The organism is Planktothrix sp. PCC 11201 (assembly GCF_900009135.1).
In the GTDB taxonomy this organism is placed as follows: Bacteria; Cyanobacteriota; Cyanobacteriia; order Cyanobacteriales; family Microcoleaceae; genus Planktothrix.
Genome location: NZ_LT797703.1, coordinates 44,237 through 61,311, shown reverse-complemented (window position 1 = coordinate 61,311; position 17,075 = coordinate 44,237). Strand labels below are relative to the sequence as shown.

The following is a 17,075-nucleotide window of genomic DNA, read 5'->3' as shown; positions in this document are numbered from 1 at the left end:
TATTGACACTCTCAGGTCTGAATACACTGAGATTCTAACTTCAACCTGGACACTTGCTCGACCAGACTTTCATCAAGAGGAGTAGAGGTTTCCAGTCCATTAGCGTTACTTTGGGGATGCCCTCCCCTAGCTTGTTTACCAAGATTTAGAATATTAATTGCAGCATTTGTATCTCTATGCAACTCACATCCACAATTACAAACATGGGTGCGGGTTGATAGAGATTTTTTCACTATTACCCCACAATTAGAACATTTCTGTGAAGTGTAATGGGGTGCAACCGGAATTGCTAATTTATCAAATTTAGACGCAAAATATTCTATCCATAGCCGAAATAAATACCAACTTGCGTCGCTAATTGATTTAGCTAAACAATGGTTTTTAACCATATTTCTAACACTTAAATCTTCATAGACTACTACATCGTTAGATGTGCATACGTTACGCGCAATTCTCTTTGCGTGTTCATTCCGTTGTCTACTTACTTTTAAGTGTTTTTTTGCATAAACTTTTCTAGCTTTCCGTCTCCCCGATGAACCTTTAACTTTTTTATAGATTTGTTTCTGAGATTGCTTAATTGATTGTTCAGCTTTTCTCAAAAACTTAGGATTAACTTCTTGATATCCATTGGAGTCTGTGTAAAACGACTCAATACCAACATCAAGTCCTATTTCCTTTCCGGTTTTGGGTTGAATATCGGTGACATTAATATTCAGACAAAATTGTGCGTAATATCCATCGGCACGACGAATTAAACGCACCCGTTTTATGTCCTTAATATTGTAGGTTTGGATATCCCATTTACCCAATAATTTGAGTTTACCAATCCCGTTTTTATCCGTTAAGGTAATTTGTCTTTTGGTTGGGTGTAATTTCCATCCCGATGTTTTATATTCAACGGAACGGCAATCTTTTTGGAATTTGGGATATCCTTTTTTGCCGGAAATGTTTTTCTTACAATTGTCGTAAAAACGACTAATGGCAGACCATCCTCGCTCGGTGGCGGATTGGACTGCCATTGAATTTAAGTCGGCAACAAAGGGGAATTCATTTCTAAGAGTTGTAGAATATTTATTTAAGGCAAATCTATCAATCTTTAATTCTCTTGAATTATCCATCCAATATCTAATTGCTTTATTGCGAATGAATTGGGTGGTGCGAATTGCTTCATCAATCGCTTTATATTGATTGGGTTTGCCTTGGCACTTATATTCCAGAACTATCATAGAAATCTCCTTTTTTCGACCTACCTTATGTTAGCATAAATTGGAGAAATATTCACGGGGAATAAATTCCCCAGACTTTACAGTTATTAGTTATCAGTTATCAGTGTAAGAGTTGATCAATGATCGGTCAACCATAATCAGTGATCAGTATCAGAGTTGATAGTAATTACTAATTACTAATTAGGAACAGACTGATAAATTTTACCTTCTACACTGATGACTGATCACTGATTACTGATCACCGATTACCATTGGGGCGATGATAGGAGTAGGTTAACAGCTTGTTCCGGGTTGAGTGGGGCGCAGAAGAAATAACCCTGGCCAAAATCACAATTTAACTGTCTTAATTTTTTTAGTTGTTGGGCGGTTTCTATGCCTTCTGCAATAACATTCATTCCCATTTTTTGAGCAATATTAATAATCACGGGAACCAGGCCAAATTGTTGAGGATCTTCGTCTAATTCCCCAATAAAAGAACGGTCAATTTTCAAGGTATCAACGGGAAATGAATGCAGATAACTCAAAGAAGAATATCCCGTGCCAAAATCATCTAAACTGATTTGAATTTCCCGTTGTCGTAACTGATTTAATATAATTTGTGCGGTTTTAACATTATTCATAATGGCACTTTCTTTGATTTCCAATTTTAAACAGTTATAATTCAGATGGGTTTGTTCAACAATTTGATCCAGTTGAGAAATTAAGTTGTTTTGGCTAAATTGTCGAGGGGTGAGATTAATACTAATAGTTAAGGGAATTTCCGAAAATCGTTGTTGCCAATGATAGATCTGTTCTCCAGCTTGTCGCAAAACAAAATTACCAATTTCCGTAATTAAACCCGTTTCTTCAGCTACAGGAATAAACTCATTAGGAGAGATTAAACCCCGTTGGGGGTGCTCCCAACAAACCAAGGCTTCAAATCCCACAATTTTACCGGTTTTCAACGCAATAATCGGCTGATAATTGACTCCCAGTTGTTGTTCTTTGATTGCCGTGCGTAAATCCGCATCAAGCTGTAAAAAAGATAGGGCATTTTTATACATACTAGGATCAAAAACTTGATAACAGGAAATACCTCGGGATTTTGCCCGATACATAGCCGTATCCACATCGCGTAAAATTTGTTCCGGTCGGGTATATTCCGGTTGACTATAAGCCACTCCAATACTGGCATTAATATAAATTGGATAGGATAGAATAGAAAAGGGTTCCGCCAAAATAGCAATAATTTTCTCCGCCGTTTGAATAGGGATTTCAGGTTCGGTTAAATCCGTTAATAAAATCGCAAATTCATCTCCCCCAAACCGGGATAAAATATCAGTATGGGATAGGGTAGATTTTAACCGTTGGGCAATAGCAACTAATAATTGATCCCCAACGGAATGTCCCAAAGAATCATTAATCACTTTAAACCGATCGCAATCCAAAAATAACACCGCAAAGAGATGATTGGGATGATCTTGTAATTGTTTAATAGTCGATTCCAAATGTTGAATAAATAGGACTCGATTGGGCAGGGTCGTCAACTCATCATAAAGGGCTTTTTTCAGTAATTGAGCATGAACATTTTCCAGTTCTTGGGTACGTTCTTTCACCCGTTGTTCTAATTCTGTGTTCAATTTCACAATTCTTTGTCGAGCAAATTGTAACGATAATTGATTTTGAACCCGGACTAAAACCTCATCAAATTGAAACGGTTTAGTAATATAATCAGCCCCCCCAGCCGCAAAGCCTTTAATTTTATTTTGAACTTCATCTAAAGCACTTAAAAAAATCACTGGAATATCGGCGGTTTCAGGATTATTTTTAATCTGTTTACACACCTCATACCCATCCATCTGGGGCATCATAATATCTAATAAAACAATATCAGGTAGTTGAATTTCAATCGCCCTCAAGGCAATGATTCCATTTAAAGCTTGACGGACTTCATAGCCGCGGCGGATCAACATTCTCGATAGTAAACGCAAATTTTCAGGATTATCGTCGATAATCAAAATATTGCCTTTATAAATCTCAGTTTGGTTCTCAATCATTGTATGTTTTTCGCAGAATCTTCAGGTTTTTTTGCCCATTCCATCACTTGATCAAAGCGAAAATTATCCACTAAATGGTTCAAATATTCAGCCGTTGCTTCATATTCAGGAGGGATTTGACTAATTAACTGGAGTAGTAAGCGATCGCTACATTGAGCCGCCGCATGATAGAGTTGTTCCACCCATTCGAGCGGCATCATCTGTGAGGGAGTGGCAGAAACCGGAGGTTGAGTCATAGTAGCACTATCGGACTGGGTAAGTAATCCCGATGATTGAGATAAAAATGGGGGCGCATATTGATACTGCACCTTTAAATATTCACCTATTTTGTCTAAAAGTTCATCCTCTGGAAAAGGAGTATATAAAAAGTCATCACAACCCACCGATAAAGCCAACTGTTTATCCGTCTCCGACCCCGATGGAATCATCCCTAGAATAATCGTTTGATGGGGGTTGACACCCTCGAATTCGGCGTCAGAATTGATCGACCCCTCCACGGGATTTTCCCAGGGAAATTCCTCCTGACGAATTTTTTGAATCGCCTCATAACCATTCAAAATCGGCATCCGCATTTTGATCAAAATTAAGTGAGGTTTCCACACCCGCCAAAGGGTCAAAGCTTGATCCCCGTTTTCTGCTTCCTGGACGGTAAAACCCATCTGTTCCAAAAATTCAGTCAGATGGGCAGCCGTGGAAATTTGATCCTCAGCCACCAACAGACGATAGTTGAGTTGATTCGGGGATAGACCTATAATTTTTCCCGAGGAAAATACCGGAGATTGCGGTGAAATTTCGGGGAGTTGGACAGGAATTACCAACTTTAATTTTATCCCCTGATTTGAGGAATGTTCTATCATAATTGTTCCTTCCATCAGGTGCAGAAATTGTTGGCTAATGGGTAAACTTAATTGTTCTGTATGGTGGAAGGTGAGACTGCGTTGAATCGATGTAAAGGGTTTAAATAAATCCTGAACTTCCCAGGATTGTCTATTTGATACAGTGGTTTCAATTTCAAATTCCAGTCGAATATTTTGGGTAGAATAATTGGACTCCAAACCCGAGGATTCCCAAGGGGGGAATAAGGGTTTAACTCGAAATCGAAGCGTCCCCGATTCTGTCCAACTCATCAAATGTCCCAAACAATTCAACAGAATTTGTCTGAGTTTATTTTCATCGGTAATAATCCATTGAGGAAGATTTTCAGCCCGTTCTAATTCAAATCCTAATCCTAATGCTTTAATTTTTGTTTTGAGTAAATCTTGAATATAATCTAACCCTTGAAATAAATCAAAGCGAGTCGGATTTAAGCTGATCTGGTCGGCTTCTAGCTTAGACATCTCCAGAATATCATTAATTAAGGCTAATAAATGTTTACCACTCCGATGAATAATCCCAATCTGTTCTTGTTGTTCAGAACCTAGGCTAGAATCAAGATTCATCAGTTGTGTAAATCCCAAAATTGCATTCAGAGGAGTGCGTAATTCATGACTCATATTTGCTAAAAATTCACTTTTAGCCCGGTTCGCAGCATCGGCAGCTTCCTTAGCTTGAGAAAGTTCTTCTGATTGTTGTTGAGTATGGGTTAATAAAGCCACTTGTTGCAATGCCACTCCCAATTGGGCACCAATTTGTACCACTAAATTAATTTCTGATGCTTGCCACTGACGGGGACTTGAATGTTGATAGACCGCTAACAGTCCCCATAATTTTAACTTAGCCCGAACCGTGGTAGAACTTTCGAGTGTAACGTCCACCGTAGGTGACACCATTTGACAAAAAATCGGGACAATTAAATAGGCTTTAACCTGCATCTGTTCCAATAAATGTAAATAACAATCGGGAAATCCAGCTTGGTAAATATCAGAAATACACAAATAACTCAAGCCATCACGATGCACTCCTTCTTGAATATCTCGAAGATAGGTATCTTGAATTTTATCTTCCTGATTTAAACTCGATAAAACGCAATTTTCCGGTTCAAAACTGCTCGGATCAAAGTGTAAGTCTTGAATCGATTGATAGATTAAGGGTTGATAACCTGATGTCAAGGATTCTGCCACAAATTGACCTTGACCATCGGAATTAAACTGATAAATTCCCACACGATCACTATTTAGTTCATAACGGAGTTCCTGAGTCGCCGTGGCAAAAATTGTCTCCGCATCCAGAGTTTGACGCATTCGACCAATAATTCGCGCTTGGGTTTGTTGACGCTGGGCTGTTTCCCGCAGTATGGTTTCTGCCTGTTTAGTTTGGGTAATATCAATAATTAAACCATCCCATAAAACGCTGCCATCTGGTTGAGATTCAGGACGGGCATTTCCCTGCAACCATTTAATTTGACCATCCTGATTAATAATCCGCCAGGTATAACTCCATGGCTTTAAACTTTCAGCCGAATCACAGATGGAATTGAACACTCCTTGAAAATCTTCAGGATGAACTTTTTCAAATAATTGATGCACATTAATCATCGCCTGGGCGGGAGATAAACCATATAAATCCCAACATCCTGAACTGGCATAGGGTAAACTCATAGAACCGTCAGGATGTAAGACAAATTGATAAATCATCCCGGGTATATTATCCGCTAAATTTTGATAGCGGGTTTTACTCCGTTCTAATGCCTGTTGGGTTTCTTCCGTGGTTTGACGAATGGCAATTAATTCCCCCACCAGTTTCAACCAATTCTGGATTTCTAATGTCCATTCAGTACATCGATGGAAGTTCATAATCCCCATAAATCCCTTAGCTTTTCCACCTTTAATTAAGGGAATGAAAATCAGGGATTGACAATTGAGACGCCTTAGAGTTCTTTGATCCTGGGAAAGTAAATCGGGAAACTGATCCAGATCGGAAATTGCTAGAATTTCAGTTTTTTTCAGTTGTAATTTTTGATGAATAGCTGGAATAGTTTGACCGGATAAAACTGGACAATAATTCTGTTCACTTTGTTGTTCCGTTTGCCACCATTGGGCCGTGATTTTCCAAGGCACAAATTCAGAGTTAGAATTAAAAATAAATGCCCAATCACAGTCAAGGAACTGACAAACTTCTTGCAGGGTATAACGAATGGCATTTTCTATAGTATCATTAATAAATAGCCGAGAAATATGGGTCAGCAGGTTATCCATGCGGGATCGATATTGCAGTAATTCCTCTGCTAATTGCCTCTCTAGTTCGGCACCCGCCCGCTCTGCAAAAATTTTTAAAATGGATTCTTGACTCAGATTCAGTTGTTTATTTTGGGTATCTATTATTACTAATATCCCAATCACGTCTCGATTAGAATCAAATAAAGGAATTCCCCAATAGCTTTGAGCTTGTAATTCAGCTAACTCTGGATCATTCGGAAATAAAATCTGGACATTTTCACTAAAATGACAGGGTTGAGCCATTTTAATCACCTGATCACAAGGGGTTCCCGATAATTCATAAACCCTATGATCTTGCCAGTTTTTTCCATTCCAAAACGCCAAGGTAGTTAATTGGGGCGGGGATGATTTTAAAAGTTTAAAAACGCCAGCATAATTCACTTGTAAAACTTCAGCTAAATAGTAAACACAGGAACGAAAAAATTCTTGACCTGTTTTTGCAGCCGTTCCTTCTACAATTAGTTGTAAAGCTCGTTCCGTTGTTTTGTGTTCCGTAATATCCGATGCTGTACCTCTGATCCCAATTAAATCTCCCTCGGAACTATAAACAGGAAAAGCATTCACTAATAAATGCACCCATTTTCCCTCTTTAGATATACTAATCACATGATTTCTAACTAAGGATTGACCTGCTAAAATAGGTTGAAATATCTTTTGAACATAAGAGACTTGATCCAGGGGGACAAAATAGGAAAATAGTTTCCCGATCACTTCTTCCGGTTCATATCCCATAATTGTTTTCACCGCCGGACTCACAAAGGTATAATATCCTTGTAAATTCACTGACCAAATAATATCCTGAGACGTTTCAACTAAATTCCGATATTTATTTTCACTTTTGATTAATGCTTCTTCAATTTTTTTCTTGTCTTTTTGCGATATTTTCTTTTCGCTGATATCATTAAAAATTGATAAAATATAAGTTTTTGTTTCTAAAACAATCAGTTCTTCTGACAATAATAATTGTTTAATTTCCCCGGTTTTGGTTCGTTGCCCAACGACCTGATTATGAATGGGTTTTCCCTGTTGAATTTTTTGGATTAACTCCTGTTCATCTTGAGGATTCAGCCACAAATTTAAGTCTATCGCTCGTTTACCAATCACTTCAGATTCTTGATAGCCAAAGGTCTTGAGAAAACTAGGGTTAACATCTAAAAAACATCCCTCTTTGTATGTTCTTAAGGTAATTGGATTCGGACTGTTTAAAAAAACTTTAGAAAATTTTTCTGACCGTTGTTGACGAGCTTCTATTTCAGCTTTCAGTTGAAGATTTTGAATTTTGAATTGATGATGTAAACCTTGGATTGTTAGTTGATGGTGAATTCGAGCTAGAACTTCATCTTTTTGTAACGGTTTGGTGATATAGTCCGCCGCGCCCCTTTGAAACGCTTTTACTTTTTCCGATACTTCCTCAATTACACTCACAAAAATAACGGGAATATGCTGAGTAGTCATATCCGCTTTCAAGCGTTGACAGACTTCATACCCATCCAAACCCGGCATCATAATATCCAATATGATTAAATTGGGCAAAGTCTCTACAGCCATCTTTAATCCCAATTCCCCAGAATTCGCCAATTGAACTTGATACCCCTGCAACGTTAGAAGTTTCCCCAAATATTTCAGGTTAATCGGAGAATCGTCAATAATTAAGATATTAAGTGCTTGATATTCAGTAGCATCCATAATCGGTTATCAGTCATCGGTTATCAGTTATCAGTTGGACGTGCGGTGAGGGTGGCAATGTTGCTGCTTCTGCTATTGGCGCATCTGTGCCAGTCATCAGGTATCAGTGATCGACTCTGGAACTGATAACTGTTGACTGATAACCGATAACTGATTCTAGGCTTTTTTTAAGAGTTCTGCCCGAATTGAGCCGCCTTTCCATGTCCAGTCCTCCCGTTCTTCGGTGGGGACAAAACAGGCCCATAGGCTTCCCGGAGAAACTTCATAGAAATTTTGAATTTCTGCGATCGCCACGTCTCCCCAAGGCGCTCTCACCTCAATCAGATCCCCCAAATGAAACACTTCACCCCCTTGATTTTGAGCTTCTTCGAGTTCAACCCAAGGTTTAGGCGGGGTCACATCGGGGCGACGGGGCCTACTAAACGAAGGTTTATCCCGATCAGATGGCGAATTAGCGCGGCGGACTGACTTTTCACTTCCGGCGGGTGTGAGTCGAATCTCCGCCACCGGTTTCGGTCTAATAATTGCCGGAGTTTTCTCATCCATGAATAAACGGCTCCATCCAAATTGAATATCACGGGTTCAGATCAACATTCTAATCCAACAGACATCAGAGTAACACGGACAACAAAAAGCTCAATTGTTAAGAAATCGAGGATTTTTCCCCTCGCCCTTACCCCCAATTGGATATCGGTATCATCTTGAAATACCCACAAAATGAATTTGCCCTGATAAACGTGCTAGGTTAGTTTTAGGCAATATGCTTGTTCCTATTTCCCTAGCCTTGCTGTTCCCCGACCGTTGTATCTTTCGGAATCTGAGTTAATCGGGTTGTTTTTTGTAGCAGCAAAGATTCACCGTTTCAGGAGTCACCCCGTCATGAATCAAAAACCCCAGGATCTTCGTCGTAGTGCCGCCGAAAAATTTATTGAGTCTTTTGATCAAGAATTATTACGCGCATTCCAAGAGTCGGAGGCAGTGACTCCTAACCCACAGCCTGCACCTCCAGAACAAAAGGTCTCCGTTCCCCCTCCCCCCAAAGTCCGCGAAGCCATTAGCTTATCGGATTTGGAAGCTGCGATCTCGGATATTGAACAATATCTACATGATCAACATATTGCAACTTCGGACGAGTCCCCAGAATGACTTGTTCTAAATAGTTTGGCGTTGGGCTTCATAGAGCATCAGGGCGACGGAAATCCCCACATTCAGGGATTCCACCCCTCCCTGTAATGGAATTTGAACCTGATGGTCTGCTAGGGCTTGAATATCGGGAGAAAGTCCAGCCCCTTCATTCCCAAATACCAGGAGAGTTGGCCGGGTCAGATCTAATTGCCAATAGGACATCGAAGCCTGGGGAACTGTCGCTACAATTTGTAATCCTTGTTGCTGAAAATGGCTGATATCCCTGGCTAAGTTAGGGCTAACGGTTTTATTTAAACGAAACCAAGCCCCCGCAGAAGCCCTTAATACTTTCGGGTGGTCTAAATCGACACTATCGGCACTCAACCACAACCCCTCTACCCCCGTGGCCGCAGCTGTCCGAATAATGGTTCCCAAGTTACCTGGGTCTTGCAGGGTTTCTAAAGCAATGCCTAAACCTTGAAGGGTTTGGGGTTTAGAAGGAATTCGAGGTGCGAGGGCAATCACGCCATCGGGATGAACGGTTGTCGCCATTGCCTCCAATACTTCAGGACTCACCCATTCGCATCGGGGGGTATCTTGGCTTAAACGTTCAAGCAGCGGTTGATGACGCCCTTGCCAGGAGGAGGTATAACACACCGTGGTTAGGGGATAACCTACCTCACAGGCGGCTTCTACTAAGTGGGTTCCTTCGATTAAAAATAACTGGTGTTCTTTGCGTCCCTTGGCTTGATGCAGTTTGCGAATTTGCTTTACCAATGGATTTTGCAGACTCGTTAACATAAGACCTGATGGATAAACAACAATAGGGGCGCGAAAATCACACCCCTAACCGTTCAATGCGGAACCCGGGACTTGAACCCGGAAGTCTTTGCAAACACTAGAACCTGAATCTAGCGCGTCTACCAATTCCGCCAGTTCCGCTTTTTTATTTAATTGCACAATTATTAATCCTGCCATAGATTCTAAAACTTGTCAATCCCCCAGGATTGAGAATTTGACAGGCAACACTGGAGGAAAAGATCAAAAATTGTGGCTATTGCCGTTCATTTAGGGGATAATCAGGATCGCCGAGTCCACCCATCCGGTCAGGGGGCCAAAACCGCACCGTTGCCCGACCAATAATATTCTCCCGGGGGACAAAACCCCAATAGTGGCTATCGTAGCTATTGTTGCGGTTATCTCCTAAAACCAAATACTGGCCTTCGGGAACTGTTCCCGGCCCCCAGTTATATTCGGGTCGTTCCGCAATATACTTTTCCGGGAGAGGTTGACCATTGATAAATACGGAACCGTTTTTCACCTCTACCGTTTCACCAGGTAAACCGATAATTCGTTTGATGAAGGCGTCCTTATATTGTTTTTTCAGTTCATCTGTGGGGTTAAAGACCACGACATCCCCCCGATGGGGGCTAACCAACTTATAGCCGACCTTATCAATAATCAATCGATCATTAATTTCTAAAGTCGGTAACATTGACCCAGAGGGAATATAGCGGGCTTCGGCAACGAATGTCCGAATCCCCAGGGCTAAAAAGATGCTCAAACTAATGGTTTTCAGGATTTCTACCCAGGGGTTTTCTTCCGGTTGAGAGGAAGATTTAACGGGATCTGGTTCTTGATTGGGTAGGCTGCTCATAAGCGGGTGGTCACAGAACAAAAAACTACATTCATCATATCAAATTTGTCTACAATTGGGGGTTGATAGTTCCCTGCGGTGACAAATTTGCGGTTAAATAGTTTTATAGCAGATTAGATCAAGGTAATTATGTCTGAATTTTATAGTGTATTAATTAATCAAGCCCGAATTTTGTTACCCAATGGTGATTTTTTACTCGGAGATGTTGCTATTATTCATGGTAAAATTGTTGAGATAGCTCCAGAAATTGATCATCATACCCTAGGGGAAGATGACTGGGAAATTATTGATGCCCAAGGGTTGACTTTATTGCCAGGTGTGATTGATCCCCAGGTGCATTTTAGAGAACCGGGTTTAGAATATAAAGAAGATTTATATACAGCTAGTTGTGCCTGTGCCAAAGGGGGAGTGACTTCTTTTTTAGAAATGCCAAATACCCGCCCCTTAACCACCACCCAAGCCCTTTTAGATGATAAATTAAGACGGGCGGCGGAAAAATGTATTGTTAATTATGGCTTTTTTATTGGGGCGACGGCGGAAAATTTACCGGATTTATTAGAAGCTAATCCCACCCCGGGAATTAAAATTTTTATGGGGTCGATGCACGGAGATTTATTAATTGATCAAGAAGAAATATTAGAGAGTATTTTTGCGAAAGGCGATCGGTTAATTGCGGTTCATGCGGAAAATCAAGCTCGAATTAATCAACGTCGTCAAGAATTTGCGGAAATCACAGATCCGGCAATTCATTCTACCATTCAAGATAATCAAGCGGCATTAGAAGCCACTCAACTCGCGTTAAAACTTTCTAAAAAATATCAACGACGGTTACATATTCTGCATCTGTCAACGGGGGAAGAAGCGGAGTTATTACGTCAAGAAAAACCAGACTGGGTAACAGCAGAAGTCACACCTCAGCATTTGTTATTAAATATAACAGATTATGATAAAATTGGCACCTTAGCCCAAATGAATCCCCCCTTGCGATCGCCCCAAGATAATCAGATATTATGGCAAGCATTATTAGATGGAGTAATTGATTTTATCGCTACCGATCACGCCCCCCATACCTTAGAAGAAAAGGCGAAAGGCTATCCGAATACACCCTCGGGAATGCCAGGAGTTGAGACTTCTTTACCCTTAATGTTAACACAAGCGATCGCCGGAAAATGTACGGTTCAACAGGTATCAAATTGGATGTCTACCGCCGTGGCAAAAGCCTATAAAATTCCCAATAAAGGGAAAATAGAAGTGGGTTATGATGCGGATTTAGTGTTAGTAGATTTAAGCAATTATCGTCCGGTTTTGCGAGAAGAAATATTAAGTAAATGTGGTTGGAGTTCCTTTGAAGGATGGGAGTTAACTGGATGGCCAGAATATACCCTAGTTGGGGGAAAAGTGGTTTATGGAAATGGAAAAGTTAATTCAGAAGTTCGCGGTCAGGCGTTAAGGTTTGATGCTTCTTAAAAAAAAACTGTAGTAAGCCCTTTAGGGCTTTGTCTATTAGGATATAGGATAATAACATATTTCCAATAAAAAAGCACACCCTATGTTTAAATTGTAGGGTGTGTGCTGGTTGATAATTATATTGTGAAATTCAATTAGTAGACTTTTAACTGACTAATTTCTTAGCTAATTCCGTTGCTTGACGATAGGCTTTAATCGCTTCTTTCAGATCACCCTGTTCTCGTAAAGCATCACCTAATTTATGGTAAACTTGCCAAGCATTCGGTTCTAATTGGATAATTTGGCGATAACAATTAATCGCAGATTCCCAGTCTTGAGATTCAAACCAAATATCCCCTAATGTTTCTTGAATTGAAACTAATTTAGGATTTAATTTCACCGCTTCTTGATAGCAGATAATCGCTGCTTGCCATTGTTGCTGTTGTAAGTAAATATCTCCCAATAACGCTTGAGTTTCTGCTAACCAACCTGTTTCATTCGAGGCTGAAAAATCAGTATTTCCCGATAATAAATGGGTGGGATTGAGTTGTTGAATTGCCACTTGATAGGCTTGCTTATAATGGGCGATCGCCGCTTCTAATTGATTTTGCTGTTGTAACCCCTGGGCTAACCGTTGATGGGCAATAACGTGCTGGGGGTCACGCTCCAATACCCGCCGATAACAGATCATCGCTTGACTAATTTGTCCCCGTTTCCAGAGGGCATTTCCCAAACTGAAATAATCCTCTAAGGTGGCTTTTTCTGGGGCTAATTGCAGGGCTTCATACAGACAATCTTCAGCATTTTCTGAACGTCCTACTGTTTGCCACAGGTGAGAAAGTTGATGGTAAGCTTGGGGCTGGGGTTGAATTAAAATGGCTTGTTGATAACAGGCGATCGCTTGTTGCCATTGTTGTTGTTGAGCAAAAATATCCCCTAATTCTAAATACAATCTTTCGTTTTTGGGCTGTTGAGAAATTGCTTTTTGGTAACAAAATTTAGCTTTTTCCCAGTTTTTTTGTTCAACAAATACCTTGGCTAACAGTTGATAAATAGCCACATCTTTAGGAGTTTGTTGTAAAAGTTTTTGACATAAACGCAAACAGGATTCATATTTTTGTTGCTGATAATAAATCTGGGCTTGTTGTAGAGAAATCGGTTCGGTTATGGTAGGATTAACAGGATTTTCTGAAATTATAGTTGCAGAAGATACTCCCATTGTTAGGACAGATTGAGTGGGTAAATTCCCCGCCATTAATAAGAGAATTTGCCGATAGTCAGAACTTCCCGTAATGCCTTTACTCTGATGTAAAAGGGCTTGAGTTAGGTTCTGTAATGCTAATAGTAACCGAGGGTTTAATTCCAATGCTTGACGATAGCAAGAAACTACCTGTTCCCATTTTCCCTGGGAGACTAATACCTTTCCTAAACTATTATAGGATTCAAAGAATTTAGGATTTAAATGAATCGCTTGTTGATAAAAACTTTCCGCTTCTACTAATTTTCCTTGGGCTGCGAATAATTCTCCCAAATTATGATAGACTTCAATGGGGTTAGAATTGCCTTCCAGGGCGCGACGATAACTAATTTCGGCTTGATCAATTCTGCCTTGACGGAATAGAATATTACCCAGGGAAAGATGTTCCTCTGGTTTGATATTTTGAGGTTCTAAACTAAAGGCTTGATACCAGCAAGAAGCCGCTAGTTCTGGTTTACCAATTTTACTCCAAACCTTTCCTAAATTTCGATGAGCTAGGGCTAAATCGGGTTGTAATTTTATCGCTTTTTGATAGGAATGAATAGCAGGTTTCCACTGTTTGAGTTGGGCATATAAATTCCCTAAATTGGCATGAACAATAGCTTCATTCGGTTTAAAATTAACAATATATTGATACCATTTTAAGGCTTCTTCCGGTTTACCTAAACCCTGTAAAGCTTTTCCTAACAAGTGATAAGCCTCAACGGTATTCGGGTAAAGTTGAATCACTTTTTGACATTCCTGAACAACCTGTTGATAGTTTTTCTGTTCAAAGTAAGTTTCAGCTGTTTTAATGCTATTTTCTATTTCAATTAAATTGGATGCTTCAATTGTTGTATTTTCCTGTTTAGAGAGGCGAAATAACTCTAAAGAAGTCGGATTTTTACCGAAAGAATTAGCTTCGATCACCGTCAATTCTCCCGAGGGGTGATGATGTCCATTTTTATGAGAAGAAGTAGTAACCATATTAACTCTCGAACTCCTGTGATGATTGGGGGATGGAATTTGTTGTAGTTTTAACGAAATTTCAGCGGGATTAATTAAGGGTTGATCTCTGGCTTTAATTGGGGGAGAAGCAGAGGAGATTGCGGTTTGATTCTGAAGTTCAAAATCCAAGATTTTGAGGATTTTTTCTAACTGATTTATTTTAACATAAATATCCTCAATTAAGGGAGATTGATACATTAACTTTCGCAAAGGATAACATTTAAAAACTTCCCCCGTGATATAATAATGTTTGAGTTTTAATTGTTGACTAATTACCCAGTAATAGTGACGAATATAATGGGGAGAAACCAGTTCAATAACAATGGTTTCAGGAGAACAAAACATCAAATTTGTCAACCCCGCACCATGGGGAGCAATAATAACTTTAGCATGGGCAAATAAACGGGCTTGTTCTGCAACAGATAGGGTTTCTAATTCAACAGGAACAACTCCCCATTCACTTAAATAAGTAATCACATCATTTTCATTCAAAACCTGCCGATATTTGGCTTGGTTTCGACGAATAAAAATGCGTTCTGGATAGGGATTATTAGAGGGTATAATCACTTCAGTAAATAACTGACGGTTAAAGTTGATTACTTCAGGAGTAACCCATCCCACCGACCCGGTAAAGGACGGAATAATCAGTTGTTTGGCTTGGATATAAGGATGGCGATCGCTTTCTATAATTTTAGATGCAGGAATCCCTAACTTTTGTAAGGTTTCTCGCTGAAAAGCAGCTTTAATACTATTAATTAAAAACCAATCAATTCCTTGCCAATTTGGTTTTTCCTGCTGTAAAATTGCAAAGCGAGGCATGATATCAACCATCCAATGAAAATAGACATTTCCTGATAATCCCGATAACACAGCAACGGAACCGGAAACTTTTTCTAAAGGCGGAAATTCCTCTAAAGAAAAGACTTGATGTTGTTTCCAATCAATTGGATCTGATCCGGGTAAGGGAGTGGGATAAAATCGGGATAAATCGGTTAAAAGTTCATTTTTGGAGTTGAGAATTGCAATCGCATTACAAACATTCCACCAACTTTTCTGAGGGGCAATCCATGCTTTTCCATGGGGGATAATAGTAATAGATGGGGGTGGACTATCCCTGGGCAGATCTCTGGGTTGAGAACAGTCATAAATTCCATCATCTAAACGAGTGGGATTTAAAAGTTTGAACACTCGATTTAAACAGATCGGACAGTCTAAACCCTGACATTGGGGATGGTTAGAATCCGATTGATCAAAATTAGCATTTAGTTTAACTTTTAAACCCGCTAATTTCTGCTTTTTGTGGTCTGGTTTTTGCTGTTCTAATACCCACGTTAACCGTTGATAGATTTCCGGCTGTTCTGGATTAATTCCTAATGCTTGATGATAATAAATTGCCGCAGAAACAAACTTTTTTTGCTGGACAAAGGATTCTGCTAATTGTAAATAGGGATTAAGCTGTTAATTATCTAAATTTTCGAGGCTATCCAAGCCAGCAAGGGGTTTCAGCCTCTAAAATATGCAGTTTAAATGCACAACAGCTTAATCCAATTCGGGTCGGCTTTAATAGACTGTTGATAATAATATTCTGCTTGCGAATAATTGCGATATTCTGCTAAAGTATTTCCCAGATGAAAATGAACCTTAGCAAAATCGTGATAAACCTCTAGGGATTGGGGATTCTGTTGTAAACCCTCAATTAATTTTCCACAGGTAATTCTCGCTTGATCAAGTTCGTTATCCCCTTTTAACTGTTTAACATTCTGACAGTAAGCAGTCATAAAAGGTTGTTCTAACTCAATAATTCTTTGCAAATGAAATAGGGATTCTGCCAGTTGATCCTGTTTTAAGAGTGAGTTTACACATTCACTATGGGCAGAAATTGATTCCGGTTCAAACTGAATCAGTTGTTTAAAATACTGAATAGCTACTTCATGCAACCCTTGTTTCTGAAAAGCCTTACCTAAATTTAAGTAGGCTTCTTTTAAATCCGGTTGCAGTTGAATCGCTTGTAAATAACCGGCGATCGCTCCATCAAAATTGCCTTGTTTAAAATAAGTATGGGCAAGGTTATGATAGAGTTTGGCTGACTGTGGACAATGAATTAACCCCTGTTTAAAGGTTTGAATCGCGGCTTCCCAATTCTCTTTCTGAACCCAAATTAATCCCAAATTAATATAGGCATTAGGAGCTTCAGGATTCAGTCGAATCGCGATTTGATAGCTTTCCTCGGCTGCATCGATTAAGTCCTGTTTTTGTAGCGCAACCGCTAGATTATAATAGGCTAAATCGGAATCAGGATCTTGAATCACGTCCTGTTGATAGCGTTCAATTTCCCTCCGTAATTGGTGATTTGAAATCCCTATTGTTGACAGGGCTAGGGATGAACCTTGACTTCCCGCAGATGGATGTATTTTCTTGACATCAAAAGATAGTAACACAGGAGGATTGTCCGATAATTTTGTGTTATTAATAGGACGATTATTCATGGGAGATGGGATG

The 17,075-nt window shown here is 39.7% G+C and carries 10 protein-coding genes and 1 tRNA gene; 2 read left to right on the top strand and 9 right to left on the bottom strand.

Going from position 1 to position 17,075, the window contains the following annotated elements; all coding sequences use genetic code 11:
* Positions 1 to 11 precede the first annotated feature (11 nt).
* The 4 genes from PL11201_RS14500 to PL11201_RS14485 all read right to left on the bottom strand — a co-directional run bounded on the left by PL11201_RS14500 (position 12) and on the right by PL11201_RS14485 (position 8,649).
* The gene (locus PL11201_RS14500; protein WP_079679678.1) at positions 12 to 1,226 is read right to left on the bottom strand and encodes an RNA-guided endonuclease InsQ/TnpB family protein; all 1,215 of its coding nucleotides are present in this window, start codon (positions 1,224 to 1,226) and stop codon (positions 12 to 14) included.
* Between the two features lie 245 nt (positions 1,227 to 1,471).
* Complete coding sequence (locus tag PL11201_RS14495; protein WP_079679677.1) at positions 1,472 to 3,262, bottom strand: putative bifunctional diguanylate cyclase/phosphodiesterase; 1,791 nt, start codon at positions 3,260 to 3,262, stop codon at positions 1,472 to 1,474.
* On the bottom strand, positions 3,259 to 8,103 hold the full coding sequence (locus tag PL11201_RS14490; RefSeq protein ID WP_079679676.1) for a PAS domain S-box protein: 4,845 nt from the start codon (positions 8,101 to 8,103) through the stop codon (positions 3,259 to 3,261). The genes PL11201_RS14495 and PL11201_RS14490 overlap by 4 nt, the downstream gene beginning before the upstream one ends.
* A 156-nt stretch (positions 8,104 to 8,259) precedes the next feature.
* A complete protein-coding gene (locus PL11201_RS14485; protein WP_079679675.1) occupies positions 8,260 to 8,649 on the bottom strand; it encodes a hypothetical protein in 390 nt (129 codons plus the stop codon).
* Between the two features lie 333 nt (positions 8,650 to 8,982).
* On the opposite strand from PL11201_RS14485, the gene PL11201_RS14480 reads away from it, so the two are divergent.
* Positions 8,983 to 9,249, top strand: a complete 267-nt coding sequence (locus PL11201_RS14480; RefSeq protein ID WP_079679674.1) for a hypothetical protein — start codon at positions 8,983 to 8,985, stop codon at positions 9,247 to 9,249.
* Positions 9,250 to 9,255: 6 nt separating this feature from the next.
* On the opposite strand, the gene PL11201_RS14475 is transcribed toward PL11201_RS14480, so the two are convergent.
* The 3 genes from PL11201_RS14475 to lepB form a co-directional block, all read right to left on the bottom strand.
* On the bottom strand, positions 9,256 to 10,029 hold the full coding sequence (locus PL11201_RS14475) for a TrmH family RNA methyltransferase (RefSeq protein ID WP_079679673.1): 774 nt from the start codon (positions 10,027 to 10,029) through the stop codon (positions 9,256 to 9,258).
* A 57-nt stretch (positions 10,030 to 10,086) separates the two neighbouring features.
* A tRNA-Leu gene (locus PL11201_RS14470) sits at positions 10,087 to 10,170 on the bottom strand.
* Between the two features lie 112 nt (positions 10,171 to 10,282).
* On the bottom strand, positions 10,283 to 10,885 hold the full coding sequence (gene lepB / locus PL11201_RS14465; RefSeq protein WP_079679672.1) for a signal peptidase I: 603 nt from the start codon (positions 10,883 to 10,885) through the stop codon (positions 10,283 to 10,285).
* 129 nt (positions 10,886 to 11,014) lie between these two features.
* Between lepB and PL11201_RS14460 the strand changes: the two genes are divergently transcribed.
* Positions 11,015 to 12,352 (top strand): dihydroorotase, encoded by a 1,338-nt coding sequence (locus PL11201_RS14460; protein ID WP_079679671.1) that lies wholly within the window; start codon positions 11,015 to 11,017, stop codon positions 12,350 to 12,352.
* Positions 12,353 to 12,497: 145 nt separating this feature from the next.
* Here PL11201_RS14460 and PL11201_RS14455 read toward each other — a convergent pair whose 3' ends face one another.
* Positions 12,498 to 15,764 (bottom strand): tetratricopeptide repeat protein, encoded by a 3,267-nt coding sequence (locus tag PL11201_RS14455; RefSeq protein WP_079679670.1) that lies wholly within the window; start codon positions 15,762 to 15,764, stop codon positions 12,498 to 12,500.
* A 335-nt stretch (positions 15,765 to 16,099) separates the two neighbouring features.
* Positions 16,100 to 17,062 (bottom strand): tetratricopeptide repeat protein, encoded by a 963-nt coding sequence (locus PL11201_RS14450; RefSeq protein ID WP_079679669.1) that lies wholly within the window; start codon positions 17,060 to 17,062, stop codon positions 16,100 to 16,102.
* Positions 17,063 to 17,075 lie beyond the last annotated feature (13 nt).